Origin of the sequence: Octadecabacter arcticus 238 (assembly GCF_000155735.2) — a bacterium.
GTDB classification, from domain to species: Bacteria; Pseudomonadota; Alphaproteobacteria; order Rhodobacterales; family Rhodobacteraceae; genus Octadecabacter; species Octadecabacter arcticus.
On record NC_020908.1, the window covers coordinates 2,960,155 to 2,980,469 of the forward strand.

Here is a 20,315-nt window from a genome sequence, read left to right on the forward strand (position 1 = left end):
GCGGACTCTTATCGCTAAAAAAGGTTCCACGGATGATCACGAAAGCCCTGACGACCCTCAAGAAGAGGTTATCCCCCCATTTAGAGTTGAGCAACAGTCGCCTTGAAACGATGTGCCTCTTGATCATGGGAATGGTGAATGCCCGGACGGTAAATTTGAGCCATCTGGCCTGTGAGTTTCCTACCGATAGCAAGGTTGAAAGCACCTACCGTCGCCTACAACGCTTTTTCCAGCATGTTGATCTTGGCTCGGATTGGGCGGCCCCCTTGCTTGTTAAAATGATTGGTTCTGGCCCCACCTGGCATTTATGCTTGGACCGAACAAATTGGAAAATTGGCCAACGCCATGTCAACTTCTTGGTCTTAGCCATTGTCACACGCCGCCACCGTATTCCGTTGATGTGGAGCGTTTTGGGGCGTGCAGGGAACAGCGATACTGCTCAGCGCATTGCCTTGATGAAACGTTATCTGTCGGTGTTTGAGGTCTCCACCATCAAGTTCTTGTTAGCGGACCGGGAATTCATTGGAGCACAATGGTTGGATTTTCTTCATAAAAACAACGTCCCATTTGTCATCCGTATCAAAGCAAACCAACTTGTGACCACACAGGACGGGAAAACGCAAAATCTAAGCACCTTGTTGCGCACCTGTCGCGGTAAGCGCAACTTTGATGCCCGATTTGGAGGCAACAATTTGGGGGAGGCCACGTGGTTTAGCTTTGCTGCAAAGCGCATCAAGGGGGTGAGCTTTTGATCGTCGTCTCTAACCGGCCCGCACATCGGGCCCTCGCCACCTACAAGAAAAGATGGGCCATTGAGAGCCTCTTTGGCGACACAAAGACACGCGGCTTCAATCTTGAAGACACACGACTAACCATCTCCCAAAAACTTGAGCTTCTTTTAGGTCTCGTTGCGCTCGCGGTTGCATGGGCATCTAAAACCGCCACAAAGCTTATTGGAGGCGGGGAAATGAAGCGGAAAAAACACGGATATTTTGCAAAGTCATTCTTTCGAATTGGCTTCGATCAGCTCCGTAAACTGCTCAGGTCAGACCCAAACGCCGCTGTCTCACCGTGGATACTAATTCCACCCATAATCACAAGAGTCGTGTAGTATGGGCTGTGACTGAAAACTCCAAAGTCTGGCTCGCCATTGGTCTTTTTGCCGGTGCCGTGGCCTTGGCCGGTTTCGGAATTGTCTACCTGCCGATTGCCCTTGGCCTTGTGGTCGTGGCCTATGTTTTGGCCAAGATCGTTCCGCTTTCCGAACTTTACACCCACATCGAATGGCCCGTGGTCGTGCTGCTCGGCTCGATGATTCCGCTTGGCGCTGCGTTGGAAACGTTCGGCGGCACTGAACTGATCTCAGGCGCGCTGCTTGATCTGACGGGCGAACTTGCGCCGTGGATGATCCTGACGGTGTTAATGGTCGTCACGATGACCCTGTCTGACGTGCTCAACAACACCGCCACCACCATCGTCGCCGCCCCTATCGCAATCCAGATGGCGCAGTCGCTAGATGTGTCCCCTGACCCGTTTCTTATGGCCGTCGCCGTTGCCGCATCAAGCGCGTTCCTGACGCCGATTAGCCATAAAAACAACACGCTGATCCTTGGTCCGGGGGGGTATTCGTTTGGCGATTATTGGCGCATGGGCCTGCCGCTCGAAATCCTTATTGTTGCGGTGTCTGTTCCTGCAATTCTTGTGTTCTGGCCGCTATGATGGGCCGCGCAGTGAAACCATTTCTGATCCTGCAACTGCGCCCCGAAACCGAAGCGTCAGACGATGAATACAGTGCCATTCTGCGCAAAGGTGGGCTCGCCGCGGATCAAACCAGACGCATCCGCCTTGACCGCGATACGCTTCCCGACATCGACCTTTTGGACTATGCCGGAACCATCGTCGGCGGCGGCCCGGGGTACGTGTCTGATGCGCCACATGACAAGACAACAACAGACGCCCGCGCAGAGGCCGCGTGCCTGTCGCTGATGCCGCAGATTACCGCAGCTGACCTGCCGTTTATGGGGTGCTGTTATGGCATCGGCATCCTTGCCCATCACCTCGGTGCCACCGTGTCAAAGGAGCGCTACGGCGAAGCCGTGAGTGCGGCGACCTGCACCGTGACGCCAGACGGCAAACGCGACCCGCTGCTGGACGGTTTTCCCGACCAGTTCGATGCGTTTGTCGGCCACAAAGAGGCCGTGCAAAACCTCCCCGCCGATGCCACTCATTTGCTGTCCGGCGATGTTTGCCCGTTTCAGATGATCCGTTACAAATCAAACGTCTACGCGACGCAATTCCATCCCGAAGCAGACGGCGCGGGCTTTGCCACGCGAATCCGCATCTACAAAGACAAAGGCTATTTTCCACCAGACGAGGCGGCGGCGTTGACGGACATGGTCAAAGCCGCGGACGTGACTTATGCGGCCGACATCCTGCGCAACTTTGTGACGCGGTACCGCTAAAGCGGCCAGATCAAAGGGATCATCGCAGAGGCAATAACGCTCATCGACAGGTTCAGCGGAATACCCACGCGCATAAAGTCGCTAAACTTGTAGCCGCCCGGACCATAGACCAGCGTGTTCGTTTGATAGCCAATGGGCGTAGCAAACGCGCACGACGCCGCGATCATCACCGCCACCACCAGCGGACGCGCATCGACCCCCAAAGCGGTCGCAAGCGAGATCGCGATCGGCGTCATGATCACCGCAACCGCATTATTTGACACGATCTCGGTCAGGATCGTCGTCAGCAGAAACACACAGAAAATAACAAGGAATGGCGGCAATCCGTTCAGGCTTGGCGATATCGCATCAACGATCAGCGACACGGCACCGGAATTCTGTAACGCTGCCCCGACCGCCAGCATCGAAAATATCAAAGCCAACAATCGCCCGTCGATAAAACTGAACGCCTCGTCCGCATCAATGCAGCCGGTCAGCAAAACAATGGCGACAGCGATCACCGCCAGCATCAGGATCGGGGCGACGTCTAATGCGGCCAGCGTGACGATGCCAGTCAACGCGGCAATGGCAATCGGGGCGTGCCCGCGCCGGAACGCGCGTGCGGACGGGTGGGACACGTCAACCATGTCCATTTCAGTGGCGAGACGGGCAATGTCTTCGGGCGCACCTTCAAGCAACTGGGTGTCGCCCACACACACCACAAGAGCGTCCAGATTGCTGCCGATGTTCTGGTTACGCCGATGAACGGCCAGCACATACACACCGTAGCGCCGGCGCAGTCGCAACGACGCCATCGTGCGCCCGATCATCTTGCAACCTGGTGTGATCAAAACCTCGACCGTTTGGGTTTCCACAGCGGACACCTGATCGACGCGGCGCAGATCCTTGGTCTGTTGCAGGGACAACAGCTCCGTCATTTCGGTCTTCAACACGACGCGATCACCCACAGCCAGCTGAACGACCTTAAGATTGCGACGCAGCGATGCATCACCACGCACCACGTCGATCAATCGCACTCCATCGCGCTTGAACAATTGTACGTCCAGCACATCGCGCCCGATAAGGTTGCTATCAGGTGGGATAACAGCTTCAGTGAAAAATTTCATCTTAGTCCGGTCGGACAACATACTGGCCATACTGTCACGGTCAGGCAACAGGCGCGGTGCAAAAATGCCCATGTAAATCAGCCCCCACGCACAAACGACCAAACCGATTGGCAAAATCTCAAATATGCCGAATGGCGCCAGCCCCTGGCTGCGCGCAACACCGTCCACCAACAAGTTCGTCGACGTCCCGATCAGCGTCAGCGACCCGCCCATGATCGCCGCGTAACTAAGCGGAATCAGCAGCTTTGACGCCTTGGTGCCAAGGGTTTTGCTGAGTTGGACGACGACAGGTATCATAACAACCACAACGGGCGTGTTGTTCATAATTGCCGATGCCCCCATAACAGCCAAAATCACCCCTACAACGGCAGCTTTGGGATGCGTGCGCGCATAGCGTTCAGCCAATCGCGTAAGCACGTCCAACGCCCCGGTGCGCACCAGCGCGCCCATCACGATAAACATCGCCGCAATTGTCCATGGGGCCGAGTTTTGCAGGACTGCCTGCGCTTCATTGTAAGGCAATACCCCTATGGCCAACAGGACGGCAGCACCGCCCAACGCGACGACCTCAGTCGGGTAGGTTTCGCGCAAAAACAACGCGAACATGATCGCCACCACGATCAGTGCAAGGATGGCCTCGCCGGTTTGTGAAATTGCGAAGATTTCGACCACTTTTGTGTTCCTTTAACCGGTTTTAGGAAGTGTCGCGTGCTCCGCGGACCTGCGCAAGTACCGTTTGATCCCGAGGCAGGGCAGGACGAACAAGCGTCAGACCTGCCAGCATCAACGCAAGCGCAATCCAGACCCAGCCGGAATAGCGTTCGCCCAAAATCAGCATTGACCAGATGACGCCAAATCCCGTGACCAGATAGGCCGTTTGGCTGGCAAACACTGCGCCCAAACGGGTCAACAACCACAGGTAGCCCGCGTAGATCAACGTATGCCCGACCGCACTGGCCAGCACAGCAAAGCTCACAAGATCAACGCCGCGCAACTGGCCGCTCAAGATCGCGGACACAAACGAGATCGGCAGGAAGATCATTGCCGCCCCAGCGTAGGCCTGCAAAGGATGTAATCCGGCCATGCCACGGGTTGCGATGATCGTCGAATTGACCGCGTAATACAGCGGTGCAATCGCCGCGACGGCGACGGCCCAAAGCGGCCCCGACCCAACCGCGCCACGGGTGGCGGCAATCAGCACGATTGCGCCTAACCCCATCAAGACGCCGGTGATGCGCAGCGGGGTCATCGCCTCACGTCCGAGCAGTGCGCCCAAGACAAGCGCGAAGATCGGGATCAACGCCATGATGATCGCGACAAGTCCGGCAGAAATATATGCGATTGCCGTAAAGCTGGCGAAATGAGGGATCAGCGTGCCAAGCAGTGCGATCTGGGCGCAAAACAGCCATTGCTCCCTGCCTTTGGGCAGCCCCTTGCGACGGGCGAGCGCGCCTGCAAGACCGAGCGTCACCGCGCCTTGCCAGACCATAATACCGAACGGTTCAAACCCGCCGTCAACGGCGATCTTGTTCATCGGCTGCATCAACCCCCAACCCGCACCAAACACTATCAACGCCAACCAAGGCAGCGCTGCGTCGCGTGTCATGACGAAGGTCCAGCAGGTCCCTGCTGGCTAAGCCGTCCGCCCTGACGCACCGCTTCAACGCGCGTGGCTTTGCCTGTGCGATCATCAGTTTCAACATAGATGCCGGACAACGTGGCCTCGCCATTGGCGGGTTCAAAGCGCCCTTTCGGCATTCCGGTGATGAAGCGACGCAGCGGTTCGGCCTTGTCCATGCCGATAACCGAATTGTAGTCGCCACACATCCCCGCATCAGATTGAAACGCCGTGCCGCCGGGCAGGATCATCGTGTCCGACGTGGGAACGTGGGTGTGGGTGCCAACAACGATGCTGGCGCGCCCATCACAAAAGTGGCCCACAGCCATCTTTTCAGATGTCGCTTCGCAATGGATGTCGATCAGGCTGGCGTTGACATTGCCGCCCATGGGATGCGCCTTAAGCACCGTTTCCAGTGCGGAAAACGGATCATCAAAGGGGCGTTTCATGAAAACTTGGCCGAGAGCCTGCGCCACCAGCACTTTGCGCCCGCGCGAGGCCTCAAACACTTTTGCGCCTTTACCGGGGGCCGATTTGGAAAAGTTGAGCGGGCGAATGATCCGTGGCTCGGCTTCGCAAAACTGGATCATGTCTTTCTGATCGAACGAATGATCGCCCAGCGTCAAAACGTCCGCGCCCGCATCAAGTAACGCCTTGGCGTGGGCGCTGGTCAGTCCCGCACCGTTGCTGGCATTTTCACCGTTCACCACGACAAAATCAAGTTTCCAGTCCTCGCGCAGCTTGGCCAGCTGTTCAATGATTGCAGTTCGGCCAGACCGGCCCACGACGTCGCCTAGGAAGAGTATTTTCATGGGGTGGGGTATTCCAAGGGTACGGTCCAGACGCAAGGGCTGAGTGGGGCCCTGCCCCGTCCTTCGGACACCCCGGGATATTTTTAAAGCAAAGACGCGGTTAAGAGATGTCTATGATGCCAGTCTCGGTGACGATCAGGTTTAGCGGCTGATCCGTCGGTTCCAGCGGTAAATCGGGCATTTCTTGGGCGGCGTAGGCAAAGCCGATGGCAAGCGTCGGCCGATGAGCGCGCAAACCTTCAAGTGTGCGATCATAAAACCCACCGCCATAGCCCAACCGTCCACCGTTGCGCGAAAACGCCAGCAGCGGCACGATGAGGATTTCAGGGGTGATCCAGTCGCCAATGCTGGGGATTTTGGCACCAAATGCCCCCGCTTCCATGACGCAGTCCGGGGTCCATGCGCGAAATTTGAGCGGTGTGGCGGGGGCGATGATCACGGGCATGCAAACTGCGCCGTGTGCGCTGGCTTCCTCCATCGCGGCTGTCGGATCGATTTCCGTGCGCATCTGCGCATATCCCGCCAATGGCACGCCACGATAGCCGGCCAGAACCGACGACAGATAGCCTGCGTGGGCCAAGCGCGCGCCGCCGCCAGCTTTGTGGGCGATGTGGCGCGCGGCAAATGCCGCCTTGCGCGCCGCGTCCTTGCGGTCTGCAAGGGTCACAGCAACATCACAGCAGCAAGGCCAAGGAAAGCAAAGAAGCCGACCACGTCCGTCACCGTCGTCACAAACGCACCAGACGCGAGCGCAGGGTCGACGCCCATTTTTTCAAGCAGGACGGGAATGCCTGTCCCCGCGAGCCCTGCCACGACCATGTTGATCACCATCGCAATCGCGATCACCAGACCCAGCATCGGTGAGCCAAACCAGACCCAGCCAACAATCCCCATAACAACAGCAAATATTGCGCCATTCACCAAACCCACCAACACTTCGCGGCGAATAACCCGCCAGACGTTGGCACCGGTAAGGTCTTTGGTGGCGATGGATCGCACGGCAACCGTCAGGCTTTGTGTGCCCGCATTGCCGCCCATGGACGCCACGATGGGCATCAACACTGCCAGCGCCACGAGGGTCGCGATTGTGTCTTCAAACAGCGAAATTATGAGCGATGCGAAAATCGCGGTCACAAGGTTCACCGCCAACCACGGAAAGCGGCGTTTTGTCGTCGCGATCACCTTGTCAGTCAGGCTGGATTCCGCATCCACACCCGCAAGGCGCAGGATGTCTTCGTCATGTTCATCGTCCAGCACGATCATCGCGTCATCAATTGTGATCACCCCGACCAAACGGTCGTCTTCGTCCACAACGGGCGCGGAAATCAGGTGGTATTGGTTGAACGCATAGGCCACTTCTTCTTCGTCCTGATCGACACGGAAAGTGCGAAAACTGTCCTCCAACAGTTCGGTCAGATGGATCAGCCGCGGCGTGCCAAGCAATCGGCCAAGGGTGACGTAACCCACGGGTTTCATTCGCGGATCGACCAAGATTACATGGTAAAATTGCTCTGGCAGGTCATCGCTTGCCCGCAGAAAATCAATCGTTTGGCCGACGGTCCAATGGGACGGCGCGCGCACGACTTCCATCTGCATAAGGCGGCCAGCAGATTCGTCAGGATAGGCCAACGCCTTTTCGACGGCGACACGGTTTCCCGCCTCAAGCGCATCCAGAACCTGTTCTTGTTGGTCCACGCCAAGGTCTTCGACCAGGTCGACCACGTCATCGGATTCAAGGTCGCGAACCGCATCGGCCAGCTCGGCCGGGCCCAAGAGATCAATGACTTCGGAGCGTAGATCGTCCCCGAGCTCCGACAGGATTTCACCGTCAATGCCATCGCGCCACAGAAACAGTAATGTCGCGCGGTCACGCTGGTCGATCTGTTCGAGAAGGTCAGCAACGTCGGCGGGGTGCAGCGGATTAAGAAGCGCGTTTAGTGCGGCGACATTCGTGCTGGCAACAGCATCAAGGACTGCCGCGACGAGGCGTTTTGGCAGACCTTCGTCGTCTACGTCTTCGTCTTCGATGATGTCTGCCGAGTCTGCCATAGCGCGCCCCTTTTTCATCGCAGCATATCCATATGCCGCTCACCCTCAAGCGGTCATCGGTGAATTCACGATTTACCCGACGCTGCAGCGCGCATAGGAGTGATGGATGACAGATCAACTCCTTCTCGGCCAAACTTTGCGGTTCTCAAGTGATCCATTTTCTGGCGATCCCGAAGCGGCAGCACATATCAGCGCGCGTGGCGGCGTTTTGGTGCGCAATGGGCGCATTGCGGCTGTGGGCGAGGCTGATAATCTGCGTCGTGACAACCCGATCGCCACAGTGACGGATCATGGCGACCACCTGATCACGGCGGGCTTTGTGGACGGCCATATGCACTACCCGCAAACGGCGATGATCGCGTCATGGGGCAAGCGGCTGATTGACTGGCTGAACACCTACACCTTCCCCGAAGAAATGAAGTTTGCGAACCGCGCCTACGCTGACGAAATCGCAGGTCGCACATTGGATTTGGCTTTGGCCAACGGCACAACCACATTGACCAGCTTTTGCACCATCCACCCCGGCAGTGTTGACGCCTATTTTGAGGCGGCCAATGCGCGTGGCATGGCCGTTGTTGGCGGTAAAACCTGCATGGATCGCAACGCCCCCGACGGGCTGCGCGACACCGCAAAGTCTGCCTACGACGACAGCAAGGCGCTGCTGGAAAAATGGCACGGCAAGGACCGCATCACCTACGCGATCACACCCCGTTTCACACCCACGTCGTCGCGCGAACAGCTGCATGTACTTGGCGCATTGTGGGCTGAACATCCTGATTGCTTGATGCAAACCCATCTCAGCGAACAGATAGATGAAATCGCGTGGGTCCGCGATCTACACCCGCAGGCGCGCGACTATCTGGATACATACGAAGCGGCTGATCTGCTGGGTGAACGTGGGCTGTATGGCCATTCCATCTACCTTGAACCCCGCGAGATAGATCGCTTGGCTGAGGTAAACGCGGCCGTCGTCCATTGCCCGACATCCAACACCTTTATCGGGTCCGGTCTGTTTGACATGGCTGGCCTGAAAGCACGCGGCATCCGCACGGGGCTGGCCACGGACACAGGCGGCGGGTCTTCGTTTTCAATGCTGCGCACAATGGCCGCAACTTATGAAATTGCGCAATTGCGCGGCACCGCTTTGCACCCTGCGCAATTGATGTGGCTGGCCACCGAAGGCTCCGCGTCGGCGCTGCACATGTCAGGACAGATCGGGTCACTGAATGTGGGCGCGATGGCAGATATTGCCGTCCTCAACCTCGCGTCCACCCCTGCAATTGCGCAACGATCAGCCCACGCCAATTCCCTGTGGGAGGCGCTGTTCCCAACAATCATGATGGGCGACGACCGCGCGATAGCTGCGGTCTATGTGGCGGGAAAAGCAGTCTAGCAGCCGCGCCCCATCATCAGCACCCACATATTGCCAACCCGCCCGAGCCCGTAGTCACGCGCATCAGACAACAGGATGTTGCGACGGTGACCGGATGAGTTCATCCACTCGGTCATGACTTCGGCCTCTGATGTTTGACCAAAAGCAATGTTTTCCGCTGCGGCACAGGTGTAACCCGCAGCCCGTGCCCGTTGGCTAAACGACGACCCATTGCGCCCGTCATGTGAGAAATAGTTGTTGCTCACCATGTCTTGCGCATGATCGCGTGCGGCGGCAGCAAGCCCAGCGTTGGCGGACAAACTGCGCAATCCCCTTGCAGAGCGTTCTTGATTGATGAGTGCAAAGAATGTGGCCCCAGCGTTCACAGCGGCTTGCGGCGGATCGACCATCTGCGCCACGTTAGGGGGCGTAACTGTCTGACACCCGCTAAACACAAACATCATCACGACCGCAAATCCAGCTTTTGACATATTAAACCCTCCCGCAAAAACCCTCTATTCTTGCAACTTTTGCACCAACTGTCCTTGTCGCGCAATCGCACGCTCAAGATCAAAGCTTACCACACGGCCATCCGCCACGATTCTGCGCCCCTCGACAAACAAATCACGCACAGATGTGGGGCCCGCAAGCAGGAATGCCGCCACATCCCAAGACCCCGCACTCTGGAGCCCTGACACGTCCCAAACTGCAATATCCGCTCGTTTGCCAACCGCGATCTGGCCGCAGTCATCGCGGCCCAGAACCTGCGCCCCGCCGCGTGTCGCGATCTCTAACGCTTCGCGCGATGACATGGCATCCGCGCCGTTTGCGACCCGCTGCAACAACATCATTTGGCGCGCCTCACCGACCAGCGAACCGCCGTCATTGGACGCTGATCCATCAACTCCCAAACCCACTTTTACGCCCGCGTTCCGCATAGCCCGTACAGGTGCGATACCTGATCCAAGACGACAGTTGGAACAGGGACAATGGGCAACGCCCGTTTTTGATCTGGAAAATAAATCAATCTCCTGACCGTCCAGTTTCACGCAATGGGCATGCCACACGTCCGGACCGGTCCAGCCCAAATCCTCGGCATATTGGCCCGGACGACAGCCGAATTTCTCCATCGAATACGCGATATCTTCGTCATTTTCCGCCAAATGGGTGTGCAGCATCACGCCTTTGTTGCGCGCCAGAATCGCCGCGTCGCGCATCAGATCACGGCTGACCGAAAACGGCGAACACGGTGCGACACCGACCCGCACCATCGCACCCTCGGATGGGTCATGAAAGGCGTCGATGACGCGGACGCAATCCTCAAGAATGGCAGCTTCTTTTTCGACCAGTGAATCCGGCGGCAGACCGCCATCGCTTTCCCCAATGCTCATCGCACCGCGCGTCGGGTGGAACCGCAATCCAACATCACCCGCCGCGGCAATCGTATCGTCCAGCCGCGACCCGTTCGGAAACAGATATAAATGATCCGATGTCATCGTGCAGCCCGACAGCGCCAACTCGGCCAGCCCGATCTGTGCCGAGATATACATCTCTTCAGGCCCAAACCGCGCCCAAATCGGATAGAGCGTTTGCAGCCAGCCAAACAGCAAAGCGTCCTGCCCCCCCGGAACAGCCCGCGTCAGCGTTTGGTACAAATGGTGGTGCGTGTTCACCAAACCCGGCGTCACGACGCATCCTGTAGCAAGGACGATCTCTGCCCCGCCAGCCTGCAATCCAACACCAACATCAGCAATAACGCCGTCGCGGATCAGCACGTCCGCACCCTCCAACTCACGCCGCGTATCATCCATGGTCAAAACCGCCACGGCGCCCTTAATCAAAATATCAGGCATGTGCCCTCCCTTCGATCCAGTTCGGTGAATTAAGTGCCGCCAGAACAGGTAAGGACGCGACTGCCCTAGACTAGCGGCGTTCTTGCCTGCCCATCAAGCTTTCTCTGCATTGTATAGGTTCAGGTGTTTTGAGACTCACACGACTTTGGCCTGAGTGATTCGAATGTACTCCATTGGTGCCTTGCCTTTCAAGGCATGATGAGGCCTGAATGTGTTGTATTTATCGACGGCTTTTCGAAGTTCAAACCGCATCGCTCCTATGCTGTCGGCAATGAGATCACGACATGCATAGAACTCTTCGCGGAAGGTGCGGTTACCGCGCTCGACACCACCGTTGTATTTTGGCCTTGCTGGCGGCAGCACAATGAGCGGGATCTCCATCTGTTCGCACGCTGTCTCAAAATCGGCCATAAACTCAGACCCGCCATCGACTTGAATTGAGATGATCTTATAGGGAGCTATTTCCACGAGTTCTTGCAAAAACCGTTTGGCAGAGCGTGCCGTGGCATTCGAATAAACTTGCGCGTGGATATGCTTGCTACACCTCTCCCAGGCTTGAAAGTGTTTGCACGTGACGCCGTTCTTCGTGGCAGTCATATGATCGATCTGCACACGCTCGCCAACCACAATATCTTTGTAATCCCTATATTTCCATCCCTTGGCATGCCCCTTGGAAAAATTACGCTTGCGCTTTTGGGGCGCAGATCTTGATCGTGTGATCAGGCCTTTTTTCCTTAGAGTCTGATTCAAAACTAACTGAACGTTCTCAATTCTTTGTGAGATGCCGTGTGACGCGTCTGATATGCGCGATGAGGATCCAAGCCTCTGCGCTTGCGATGGATTTCTCCCAATCTTTCGATAGGCGGCGACATCGGTTCAGCCAGGCGAAGGTGCGCTCGACGACCCACCGCCGCGGCAGCACTTCAAAGCCCTCCGCGGTGTCAGAGCGTTTGACGATCTGGACGGTCCATCGGCCGAGGGCCTTTAGCGCGTCCCGCAGTTTGGGTCCTGCATACCCGCCATCCGCAAATACATGTCGCAATGATGGATAGCGCAAGGCGATCACTTTCAGCACATCGGGTGCGCCATCCCGGTCCTGAATTCCGGCGCTGTGGACCACCAAGCCTATCAGCAATCCAACCGTATCGGTTACGATGTGGCGCTTGCGGCCCTTGATCCGTTTGCCCGCATCATACCCCCTAGTACCACCGCTTTCAGTGGTTTTTACGCTCTGGCTATCTATGACCCCTGCCGTTGGCTGGGCTTTGCGGTTCTCGGCCAGACGCGCAGCTTCGACCAGCTTCTGATTTATCTCATCAAGCAAGCCGTCATCACGCCACGCGTAGAAATAGCCCCGAACCGTTGAAACCGGAGGGAAGTCGTTGGGCAACATACGCCATTGGCATCCGGTCGTTGCAATGTAGAGGAGCGCGTCAACCACGTCGCGCAAACGTGTCGTACGGGGCCGACCAGTTGTCTTCGGTGGCGGCATTGAAGGCGCTATCAACGCCCATTCCGCATCGTTCATATCGCTTGCGTATTTATCGCCATTTCGGTCATGTTGACGGCGGGTGAGTTTAGTCCAAGCCATTGTGATCTCCATTCAGCTTCACAACCGAACAGAATCACAAACTACTGAACTCACTCAAATAGTTTTAAATCGGGCTCTTAGAAAGCTCAAAATGCGCCCCACGGTGCTATCGCTCATGGTTTGCTTTTTGTCGCGACGCAAGATGGCCCCTATTTTCTCCTTACCGTAGGTTTCATTGTCGCGGCGGGCCTCAAGCACCAATTGCTTTTCTGCCTCGCCCCACTGTGACTTGTTGCAGCGTTTGGGAGCCTTTGAAGGCGGTATGATTGCCTGCGCCAAAACCTTCAAAATACGCTTGTGACGGTAATATGTCGCGCGCGAGATGCCGACGAATTCAGCGCACTTTGATAGAGAAACGCCCTCTGTACGTAAGTCGTCCCATTGCCGAACCTGACATTCGTATTTGATACGGTACACGTCCAAACATTCTTGTGTCCGCGCCCAAGCATAAAGTTTATAAACGTTCTTGTGCAGTCCGATGATTTGCATATTGGCCTCGTGAGCTGGTTTCTTTCAATTCTCAGTCTCCGAGGTCGCCTAAATCTTGGCAACAAAATTTTGTCTCACATCTATCTGAACTTATTCAGCATCATGTCTTTGCGTAACTCCCAAGGACCCCATCGGATATCGGGTTTTGTGTTGCCCTTGCGACGTTAGAGCCGAGCGATGATCTGTTGTGGTGATAGGGTGAGTGTTTCGAGGATATTGCCCCCGTGTTTTCTGACCGTCGAGATGACGGATCTGATGTCAGCGAAGACCTGCGCGCCCTCGAGGGTGCGGAAAGTTCCCGAGATTTTCATGCGCAACTTCATCATGCGCAGGTCCCGTTCGGCCTGATTGTTGGTGAAGGGAACTGTGAAGTCCGTAAGGAACCTTAGGACGTCATCACGGTAGTCGCGCAAGCGGACCAGAAGGTTATGGCCTGGCCGCCTGGCTTTTCGGCCTCGCGCACCAGTGCGTCTAGCCAGTGGGTCTTGTCGCTCATGGAAGGCGAGGCCCTCGGTGAGGATCGCCATGTATTTGGTGAGGATGCCGTGGTGAACCGACGTGGGGAGTTCGGTCTCGCCTCGCCCCTGAGCCGCGCACTTGAGCTGATTGGCGCTGTTGAGCAGCACGCTCATCGCGCACGCCCACGGCTCCTTTTCGATTTCTTCGATGGCCTTGAGTTCCCGTAAATGATGCGCCCCGCACAGGGCGTGCGCGTCCACCCCACTCATATGGGCGTAATAGGACTTCCAGTGGTCATGAACAATTGTCCCGCCGGTCAGGAAGGATGGAACAGCACCGCGCTTGGCGCTGATGCGATAATGCGTGAAGGCGAGATCGCTGATTGAGTGCAGCCAGTGCAGCTTACCAGCAACACGAAGTCCGGTCTCATCCAGATGCCGAACGCCGCCTTCATTGAGCCGGGCCAGAATGTGTTCGACGACGCCACCCAAGGTACGCGCTGTGCCGTTCACCCAGTTGGTCACGCTGGCCGCGCATAGGCTGGTGGCACCAAACAAATCACGCAGGAGTTGGCAGACCCGATCCTCGGGGATCAGCTGCTGAACATTGCAGTAGACCGCCGCCGCCCGAATGCGCTTACCGTATTGCACGTGTGCATTCACGCCATCGGGAAAGGTGGCTGTCGTCGTGGCTCGGCAATGGCTACAACAATAAATCGCTGCCTGATGCTCTGTGACCTCCAGACGCGGCACCGGTATGTCATAAACCTGACGCCTCTCCACCGCCTTGATCATCCCAGCCGTCAAGCCATGCTGACAGGTGCCACAGGCCTCAGCCTCATGTCGCTCCACAAAGTCAGGCGTTGCTGTCTGACGTAGGGTGTCGCCTCGGTGGCCAACTTAACCACCACTTTTCTTACCGGACTTACCACGCAGGCTACGCGGTACCGGCTTCTTCAACCCATCACTCGAAGGCGGCTTGCTGCTATTACTGCTGTTCTTGGTCAACTGACGCCGCAGATCCTCATTCTCTTGCGCCATGCTCGCCAACGCGGCTTCCAACTCGGCGATCCTGCGCAGAGCCGTGGCGAGGAGTTGTTCAAGAGCAGTAACTTGGTCCATTCCACCAATGATTCAGAGAAATCGTCACAGCGCCACGAAATTCAGACCACAACAGGAAATTCATGCGCCTAATGGCCAAGGAGACTCACATCAAAACTGACAAAAACCCGTTATCGGCTGGGGTGCTTGGGAGTTACGTCATATCTTCGAAAGCCTGTTTTGGCGTTTTGTAGCCGACGCCTGAATGACGGCGCTAGCGGTTGTAGAAGACCTCAATGTATTCGAAGATGGCGGCCTTGGCCTCAGCGTGTGTTCTAAAGCGCCGCTGGTGAACCATCTCCTTTTTCAATGAAGCAAAGAAGCTTTCCATCGGCGCATTGTCGAGGCATTGGCCCTTGCGGCTCATGGATTGAGTGAGTTTCGCCTTTTTGATCAGCTTGCGATAGTCCCCGCCAGCATATTGGCCGCCCCTATCGGAGTGGTGTATCAATCCCGGAACCGGGCCTCTGCGTCCCAGAGCCATCTCGAGGGCGGCGCAGCAAAGCTCCGCACGCATGTGATCCTCCATCGCCCAACCGACGATCTCACGCGTAGCCATGTCCTTCACGCCAGCCAGATAAAGCCAGCCTTCGTCCGTGTCGATATAGGTGATATCCGCCAGCCAAACGGCATTAGGCGTCTGGCTGTGGAATTTCTGTTCCAACAAGTTTGGGGATGGCTTCAGCTTATGATTGCTGTCCGTTGTGATTGGCTTTCTACGCTTGCGAAGAAGCGGGGACACCTTGTGTTCCTTCATTATTCTCGCAACACGGCGCTCGGAGACGACCTCACTATCCGCCAGTAAGTCTTGGTGAATACGCTTTGATCCACAACATTTCTTACTGGCCTTGAAGAAGGTTTTTATCTTGGGAAGCAACGCCTGATCCCGAGCGTCGCGATTAGCTTGACGCTGATCACGTGCAGGCTGACTGGCTGGGAACCCGTAGAACCAGCCCCGGGATATCTCTAGAAGACGGCATAATATTGAAACCGCGTATTGAGCTTTATGGGCGGTGACGAAAGCACGCTTGTTCGTCATGGTTTCACCAGCCGCGCCGCGAAAAAAGCGGATGCTTTGTGCAAAATCTCCACTTCCTCAGCAAGCCGCTTGTTGTCTTTGCGAAGGCGGAGCAATTCAGCCGCATCCGCCTGCTGACGCCGTTTGGCTTCAACTGAGCCAAACGCCTCAATTTCCAAGCGCCACGTCTTCAGCTGCGTCCCAGTGATCCCAAGCTCCTTGGCAACGCTGCCTTGCGTCGCACCAGGCTCATATAACCGCTCAACTGCAGCTGCCTTATAATCGTCTGTATAATTGCGTCGATGTTGTCCCATTTGGTGCCCCTTTCACGGACTGGGGTAAAGTACCCCAATGTCCGGCAACAGGGACGAAGTTCACAACAGGCTGGGCGTTTGCAGGGATCGCACTGGCTCTGATCGTCGCGCTCACCGTTCAGCGCCGACTTGGCGCGACACCGGGCTACGGCCTGACGTTAATCTGAGCGCTGGTGGGCATCATCGTCGCCAACGGCATGACCCCAGTGGGCGCATTCGCAGCCCTCGGGATCGTTGCAATGTTGGCACTGCTGGCCTTTCAGGTGTGCCAGAAGGCCAATCGTTCAGCCTAGCCCCTAAACCGCTTTTTCACGTCAGCTGGCGCTTTGCCCAAGTGCTTGCGCAGGCGCGACGGTGTTGATTTCGTATTATTTTTATACGGGTTTTTATCCGATTGGCTGCGGAAATGCAGACGGATCGGCGTGCCCGGCATATCGAAATCCAATCGCAACCCGTTGACCAGATAGCGCGAATAGCTTTCGGGCAGCATATCGGGATGGCTACACATCACAACGAACCCCGGTGGGCGGGTTTTGACCTGTGTGGCGTAGCGCATCTTGATGCGACGCCCGCCCGGTGCGGGCGGTGGGTGCGCCTCGGTCATGCCCATCAACCAACGGTTCAATTGCGCGGTGGTGATACGACGATTCCAAACCTCATGGGCTTTCAGAATGGCCTCTTGCAGACGATCAATGCCGCGTCCGGTCTTGGCGGACACAGTCACCAGCGGCGCGCCTTTCAGCTGGGGCAGCAAACGGGTGAACTGCTCCTGAAGCTCTTTCAGCTTGGCCTGCTTTTCACCCTCAACATCCCACTTGTTCACGGCCAGCACCACAGCGCGACCTTCGCGTTCGGCAAGGTCGGCAAGCCGTAAGTCCTGCTGTTCAAACGGAATTTCCACGTCGATCAGAATGACCACGACTTCGGCGAATTTCACCGCACGCAGACCATCCGCGACTGACAGTTTTTCAAGCTTTTCCTGCACCTTAGCACGCTTTCGTATGCCAGCCGTGTCAAAGATACGCACCGGAACCGTTGCGCCCTCAGGGCCCCAGTCCATCTGTACAGAGATCGCATCACGGGTAATCCCCGCCTCCGGACCCGTCAAAAGCCGGTCCTCGCCAAGGATCTGGTTGATCAGCGTCGATTTACCGGCATTTGGGCGGCCCACAACGGCAATTTGCAGTGGCTTTGCTTTTGTGGGAACGCGCGGGCCGTCTTCTTCGTTGTCTTCATTAACTTCGACGTCCACGTCCGGCGCATCGGCGGCTGCGCGTTCTTCAAACGCATCCGAAATCGGCATCAAGACGTCATACATCTCGCTCAAGCCTTCGCCGTGTTCGGCGGACAGGCGAATGGGTTCGCCAAGGCCCAGATTGAAGCCCTCAATCACGCCCGCATCTGCTGCACGGCCTTCGGATTTATTGGCTGCCAGAATCACTTTGGCGCTTTTTTTGCGCAGGATGTCGGCGAACACTTCGTCGGCAGGCATGATCCCCATGCGCGCATCGTACATGAACAGGCAAACATCAGCCATTTCCACGGCGCGTTCGGTCAAAGCGCGCATGCGGCCTTGCAACGATTCATCAGTGGCTTCTTCCAGACCCGCGGTGTCGATCACCGTGAATCGTAAATCGCCCAAACGCGCGGCGCCTTCGCGCAAATCGCGCGTGACTCCGGGCTGGTCATCAACAAGCGCAAGCTTTTTGCAGACAAGACGGTTGAATAACGTGGATTTGCCGACGTTCGGGCGGCCCACAATGGCGAGAGTGAATGACATGGGGTACGACTCTATTAGGTTAGAAACGCGCACTACACGCTTTGTCGCTTAACGGAAAGCCAGCAATTGACCGCGCTTGGTCACAACGTAAAGCGTGCCGTTGGCAACGACAGGGTTTGACGCCGCTCCACCTGGGATTTCGATGGTTCCCACCAAGGCGCCCGACGTGGGGTCAAACTCGCGGATCAACCCGTCGCTTGAAACCACAATAAGACGCCCCCCCGCAAGGATAGGGCCATAATGGGCAAAACGGGTTTTCTGGCGACGTTCGCGGGTTTGTTCAAAACTGGGCAATGCAACGCGCCAAATCGCGGTGCCATCGCCCGCGTCAAGCCGCAGCAATTCGCCGAGGTCATTGACCAGGAAAACCGACCCGCCCGCGGGCCATACAGGGCCAACGGCGCCCTCGGTCGCAGTCCAGATGCGATCTCCGTTGGCAATTTCTAGCGCCACAACGCGGCCCGAGAAGTTGCCCACATAGACGCGGTCGCCGTCAATCACCGGATCACCAGCGATGTCAGAAATGTTTGAGGCGGCTCGGCCGGGGCGCTGGCCAGTCACGACAGTGGACCAACGGCGCAACCCGCCCTCAGGGAAGGCCGCAAAAACTTCGCCTGTCGGAAACGGGAAAATCGCAAAATCACCAGACACCGCAGCACCTGCCCCGCCTGAGAAATTCGACACAGGTGGTGTGCCACTTTGGGTCCAGCGGATTCGTCCCGATGCCAGCTCAATAGCCCAAGCGCGGCCATCACGGGCCACCACGTAGGCCAGATCACCGACAATTGTAGGCGCAGAAGTCCCGGGCGCATCAAGGTCTTGGCGCCAGATTTCAGCGCCCGAGGCCGCGTCCAGCGCGACAACTTCGCCAAATCCGGTAGTGGCCAGCAAAACCGGCCCCGCCACAGCCAGACCACCGCCCGACGCATCACGCGGATTGTCGGTTGGCGGGATGACGCTGCGCGCCCAAAGGGTTTCCCCTGCGGTCGATGTCGCAAGAACCTGACTTTGTGCATCCATCGTGTAGACCGCGCTTGGCGTTACAATCGGATCAGCAGTTATGCGAAGGCGGCGGCTGTCACCTGCACCGATATTGTTGGAAAACAACGGCGCGAGGGACGCACCAAGGGCCGGATGGGTCACCATATGGGTCGGCCCACCATTGCGATGGGTCCAATCGGCGTTGGTCACAGCAGCGGGCAATGAAATCGGGCGGGCTTGGTTCACGAAGGCGGCGACATCTGTCGCTCCGCCCCGAATATCTAGCCGCTCACCCGTGAGGATGATGTCTTGTTCTCCGCAGGCCGCGAGTGCCGTCGTAAGCGCCAGAGCCACCAGTGTCGGTCTTTTGAAGACTGTCAATATTCTGCCTGTCACGTCGTTCCCCTTTTCGGGCCCCTTAGCGGGTGTCTTAATTGTCCTGCGCATCTGTGGCAGCAATATCACCCACAAGTGCTTCAATGTCACCGCCCAAGGCTACAATCATACTGAACGCCCGCTCACGCAAGCCCCGCGTCGCTTCGGCGTCTTGGGCAAGGGCGACAAACTGCGTCACCGCAGTTTCAATATCTCCAGCTTCAACGCTGATCAACGCGAGCTGCTCTTGCGCCAGTACACGGAACGGCCCACCGGCCATGGCCAAGCCTGCCAGCAGCGCGCGGCGATCTTCAATCGACAGTGTATCGCCTTGAACCATAACGGATTTCAGCACAGCAAGGTCGCGGTAGACTTGCGGCGCATCAGCGTCCAGCGCCACCGCCTCAAGTGCGCCAACGGCCCCCGCGATGTCGTCGGTTTCGGTCAAATTCGCCGCCGTTAACAAACCTGTGATCGCAGCCGCAGGGCCGCTTACGTCAATCGCCTGCAAAGCTGCAGCGCGCCCCTCGTCATCGTCAATTTCCAGTGCCGCAAGGATTTCATCACCCACCGCCTGCGCCGCGCCTGTCGTTTGCGCCTTGCGAAACTCCGAATATGCGGTGCCGCCAACGATCAGCAAAACAGCCAAGACGGCGATCCAACCATACTTACGCATATAGCCGAACAGCTTGTCCTTGCGGACCTCTTCAGTGACTTCATCGATGAAGGATTCAGAATTGCTCATTTTGCCCTCGCGCAGTTTCCCGCCCCTCTTATCGCGAAGGGGCAAGCAGGGACAAGACCCGCGCGGTCACACATTGGAAATGGGCCGTGAAATTACCCCGAAAATCATGCCATTCCCGGTGAATACTCCAAAGTAACAACCTTTAACATTTCCGCCTTGCTGACGCGGCACTTTCTCTTTAATCTGAACTG

18 protein-coding genes and 4 pseudogenes are annotated in these 20,315 nt (G+C 57.0%); 5 read left to right on the forward strand and 17 right to left on the reverse strand.

The annotated features are described in order from the left end of the window. Positions 1 to 32: 32 nt before the first annotated feature. The 4 genes and pseudogenes from OA238_RS34530 (at position 33) to OA238_RS15310 (ending at position 2,462) form a co-directional block, all read left to right on the forward strand. On the forward strand, positions 33 to 752 hold the full coding sequence (locus OA238_RS34530; RefSeq protein ID WP_275450467.1) for a transposase: 720 nt from the start codon (positions 33 to 35) through the stop codon (positions 750 to 752). After that, a complete protein-coding gene (locus OA238_RS34535) occupies positions 749 to 1,111 on the forward strand; it encodes a transposase (RefSeq protein ID WP_015494600.1) in 363 nt (120 codons plus the stop codon). Before OA238_RS34530 ends, OA238_RS34535 begins: the two co-directional genes overlap by 4 nt. 8 nt (positions 1,112 to 1,119) lie before the next feature. Continuing rightward, positions 1,120 to 1,719, forward strand: a pseudogene (locus OA238_RS15305) (SLC13 family permease); the annotation flags it as partial. Beyond that, positions 1,716 to 2,462 carry a glutamine amidotransferase gene (locus tag OA238_RS15310; RefSeq protein ID WP_015495866.1) on the forward strand — a complete coding sequence of 249 codons (747 nt, stop codon included), beginning with the start codon at positions 1,716 to 1,718 and terminating at the stop codon, positions 2,460 to 2,462. The pseudogene OA238_RS15305 and the gene OA238_RS15310, both read left to right, overlap by 4 nt. On the opposite strand, the gene OA238_RS15315 is transcribed toward OA238_RS15310, so the two are convergent. The 5 genes from OA238_RS15315 to mgtE form a co-directional block, all read right to left on the reverse strand. Continuing rightward, positions 2,459 to 4,240 carry an SLC13 family permease gene (locus OA238_RS15315; protein ID WP_015495867.1) on the reverse strand — a complete coding sequence of 594 codons (1,782 nt, stop codon included), beginning with the start codon at positions 4,238 to 4,240 and terminating at the stop codon, positions 2,459 to 2,461. The genes OA238_RS15310 and OA238_RS15315 overlap by 4 nt on opposite strands. A gap of 22 nt (positions 4,241 to 4,262) precedes the next feature. Then, positions 4,263 to 5,174 carry a DMT family transporter gene (locus OA238_RS15320; protein ID WP_044036947.1) on the reverse strand — a complete coding sequence of 304 codons (912 nt, stop codon included), beginning with the start codon at positions 5,172 to 5,174 and terminating at the stop codon, positions 4,263 to 4,265. Further along, positions 5,171 to 5,998, reverse strand: coding sequence for a TIGR00282 family metallophosphoesterase (locus OA238_RS15325; RefSeq protein WP_015495869.1), 828 nt, complete (start codon positions 5,996 to 5,998; stop codon positions 5,171 to 5,173). Before OA238_RS15325 ends, OA238_RS15320 begins: the two co-directional genes overlap by 4 nt. Positions 5,999 to 6,098: 100 nt before the next feature. After that, positions 6,099 to 6,665, reverse strand: coding sequence for a 5-formyltetrahydrofolate cyclo-ligase (locus OA238_RS15330; RefSeq protein WP_015495870.1), 567 nt, complete (start codon positions 6,663 to 6,665; stop codon positions 6,099 to 6,101). After that, positions 6,662 to 8,047, reverse strand: a complete 1,386-nt coding sequence (gene mgtE, locus OA238_RS15335; RefSeq protein WP_015495871.1) for a magnesium transporter — start codon at positions 8,045 to 8,047, stop codon at positions 6,662 to 6,664. The genes OA238_RS15330 and mgtE overlap by 4 nt, the downstream gene beginning before the upstream one ends. Positions 8,048 to 8,153: 106 nt before the next feature. On the opposite strand from mgtE, the gene guaD reads away from it, so the two are divergent. Further along, positions 8,154 to 9,440, forward strand: coding sequence for a guanine deaminase (gene guaD / locus OA238_RS15340; protein WP_015495872.1), 1,287 nt, complete (start codon positions 8,154 to 8,156; stop codon positions 9,438 to 9,440). On the opposite strand, the gene OA238_RS15345 is transcribed toward guaD, so the two are convergent. From OA238_RS15345 to OA238_RS15400, 12 genes and pseudogenes are all read right to left on the reverse strand, one after another. Further along, the gene (locus tag OA238_RS15345; RefSeq protein ID WP_015495873.1) at positions 9,437 to 9,910 is read right to left on the reverse strand and encodes a CAP domain-containing protein; all 474 of its coding nucleotides are present in this window, start codon (positions 9,908 to 9,910) and stop codon (positions 9,437 to 9,439) included. The genes guaD and OA238_RS15345 overlap by 4 nt on opposite strands. A gap of 24 nt (positions 9,911 to 9,934) precedes the next feature. Beyond that, positions 9,935 to 11,272, reverse strand: coding sequence for an 8-oxoguanine deaminase (locus OA238_RS15350; RefSeq protein WP_015495874.1), 1,338 nt, complete (start codon positions 11,270 to 11,272; stop codon positions 9,935 to 9,937). Positions 11,273 to 11,407: 135 nt separating this feature from the next. Next, positions 11,408 to 12,010 (reverse strand): annotated as a pseudogene (locus OA238_RS15355) (integrase core domain-containing protein); the annotation flags it as partial. 28 nt (positions 12,011 to 12,038) lie between these two features. Next, on the reverse strand, positions 12,039 to 12,863 hold the full coding sequence (locus OA238_RS15360; RefSeq protein WP_015495875.1) for an IS5 family transposase: 825 nt from the start codon (positions 12,861 to 12,863) through the stop codon (positions 12,039 to 12,041). Between the two features lie 69 nt (positions 12,864 to 12,932). Continuing rightward, positions 12,933 to 13,352 (reverse strand): annotated as a pseudogene (locus tag OA238_RS15365) (integrase core domain-containing protein); the annotation flags it as partial. A 164-nt stretch (positions 13,353 to 13,516) separates the two neighbouring features. Next, positions 13,517 to 14,695 (reverse strand): annotated as a pseudogene (tnpC, locus tag OA238_RS15370) (IS66 family transposase); the annotation flags it as partial. 15 nt (positions 14,696 to 14,710) lie between these two features. Then, positions 14,711 to 14,932, reverse strand: coding sequence for a DUF6444 domain-containing protein (locus tag OA238_RS33910; protein WP_051076501.1), 222 nt, complete (start codon positions 14,930 to 14,932; stop codon positions 14,711 to 14,713). Between the two features lie 193 nt (positions 14,933 to 15,125). Further along, positions 15,126 to 15,950 (reverse strand): IS3 family transposase, encoded by an 825-nt coding sequence (locus OA238_RS15380; protein WP_015494677.1) that lies wholly within the window; start codon positions 15,948 to 15,950, stop codon positions 15,126 to 15,128. Further along, positions 15,947 to 16,243 carry a transposase gene (locus OA238_RS15385; RefSeq protein ID WP_015494886.1) on the reverse strand — a complete coding sequence of 99 codons (297 nt, stop codon included), beginning with the start codon at positions 16,241 to 16,243 and terminating at the stop codon, positions 15,947 to 15,949. Before OA238_RS15385 ends, OA238_RS15380 begins: the two co-directional genes overlap by 4 nt. Positions 16,244 to 16,532: 289 nt before the next feature. Beyond that, a complete protein-coding gene (gene der / locus OA238_RS15390) occupies positions 16,533 to 18,023 on the reverse strand; it encodes a ribosome biogenesis GTPase Der (protein ID WP_015495877.1) in 1,491 nt (496 codons plus the stop codon). A gap of 48 nt (positions 18,024 to 18,071) precedes the next feature. Continuing rightward, positions 18,072 to 19,451 (reverse strand): PQQ-like beta-propeller repeat protein, encoded by a 1,380-nt coding sequence (locus OA238_RS15395; RefSeq protein WP_015495878.1) that lies wholly within the window; start codon positions 19,449 to 19,451, stop codon positions 18,072 to 18,074. Continuing rightward, positions 19,435 to 20,124 carry a hypothetical protein gene (locus OA238_RS15400; protein ID WP_044036954.1) on the reverse strand — a complete coding sequence of 230 codons (690 nt, stop codon included), beginning with the start codon at positions 20,122 to 20,124 and terminating at the stop codon, positions 19,435 to 19,437. The genes OA238_RS15395 and OA238_RS15400 overlap by 17 nt, the downstream gene beginning before the upstream one ends. Between the last annotated feature and the right edge of the window lie 191 nt (positions 20,125 to 20,315).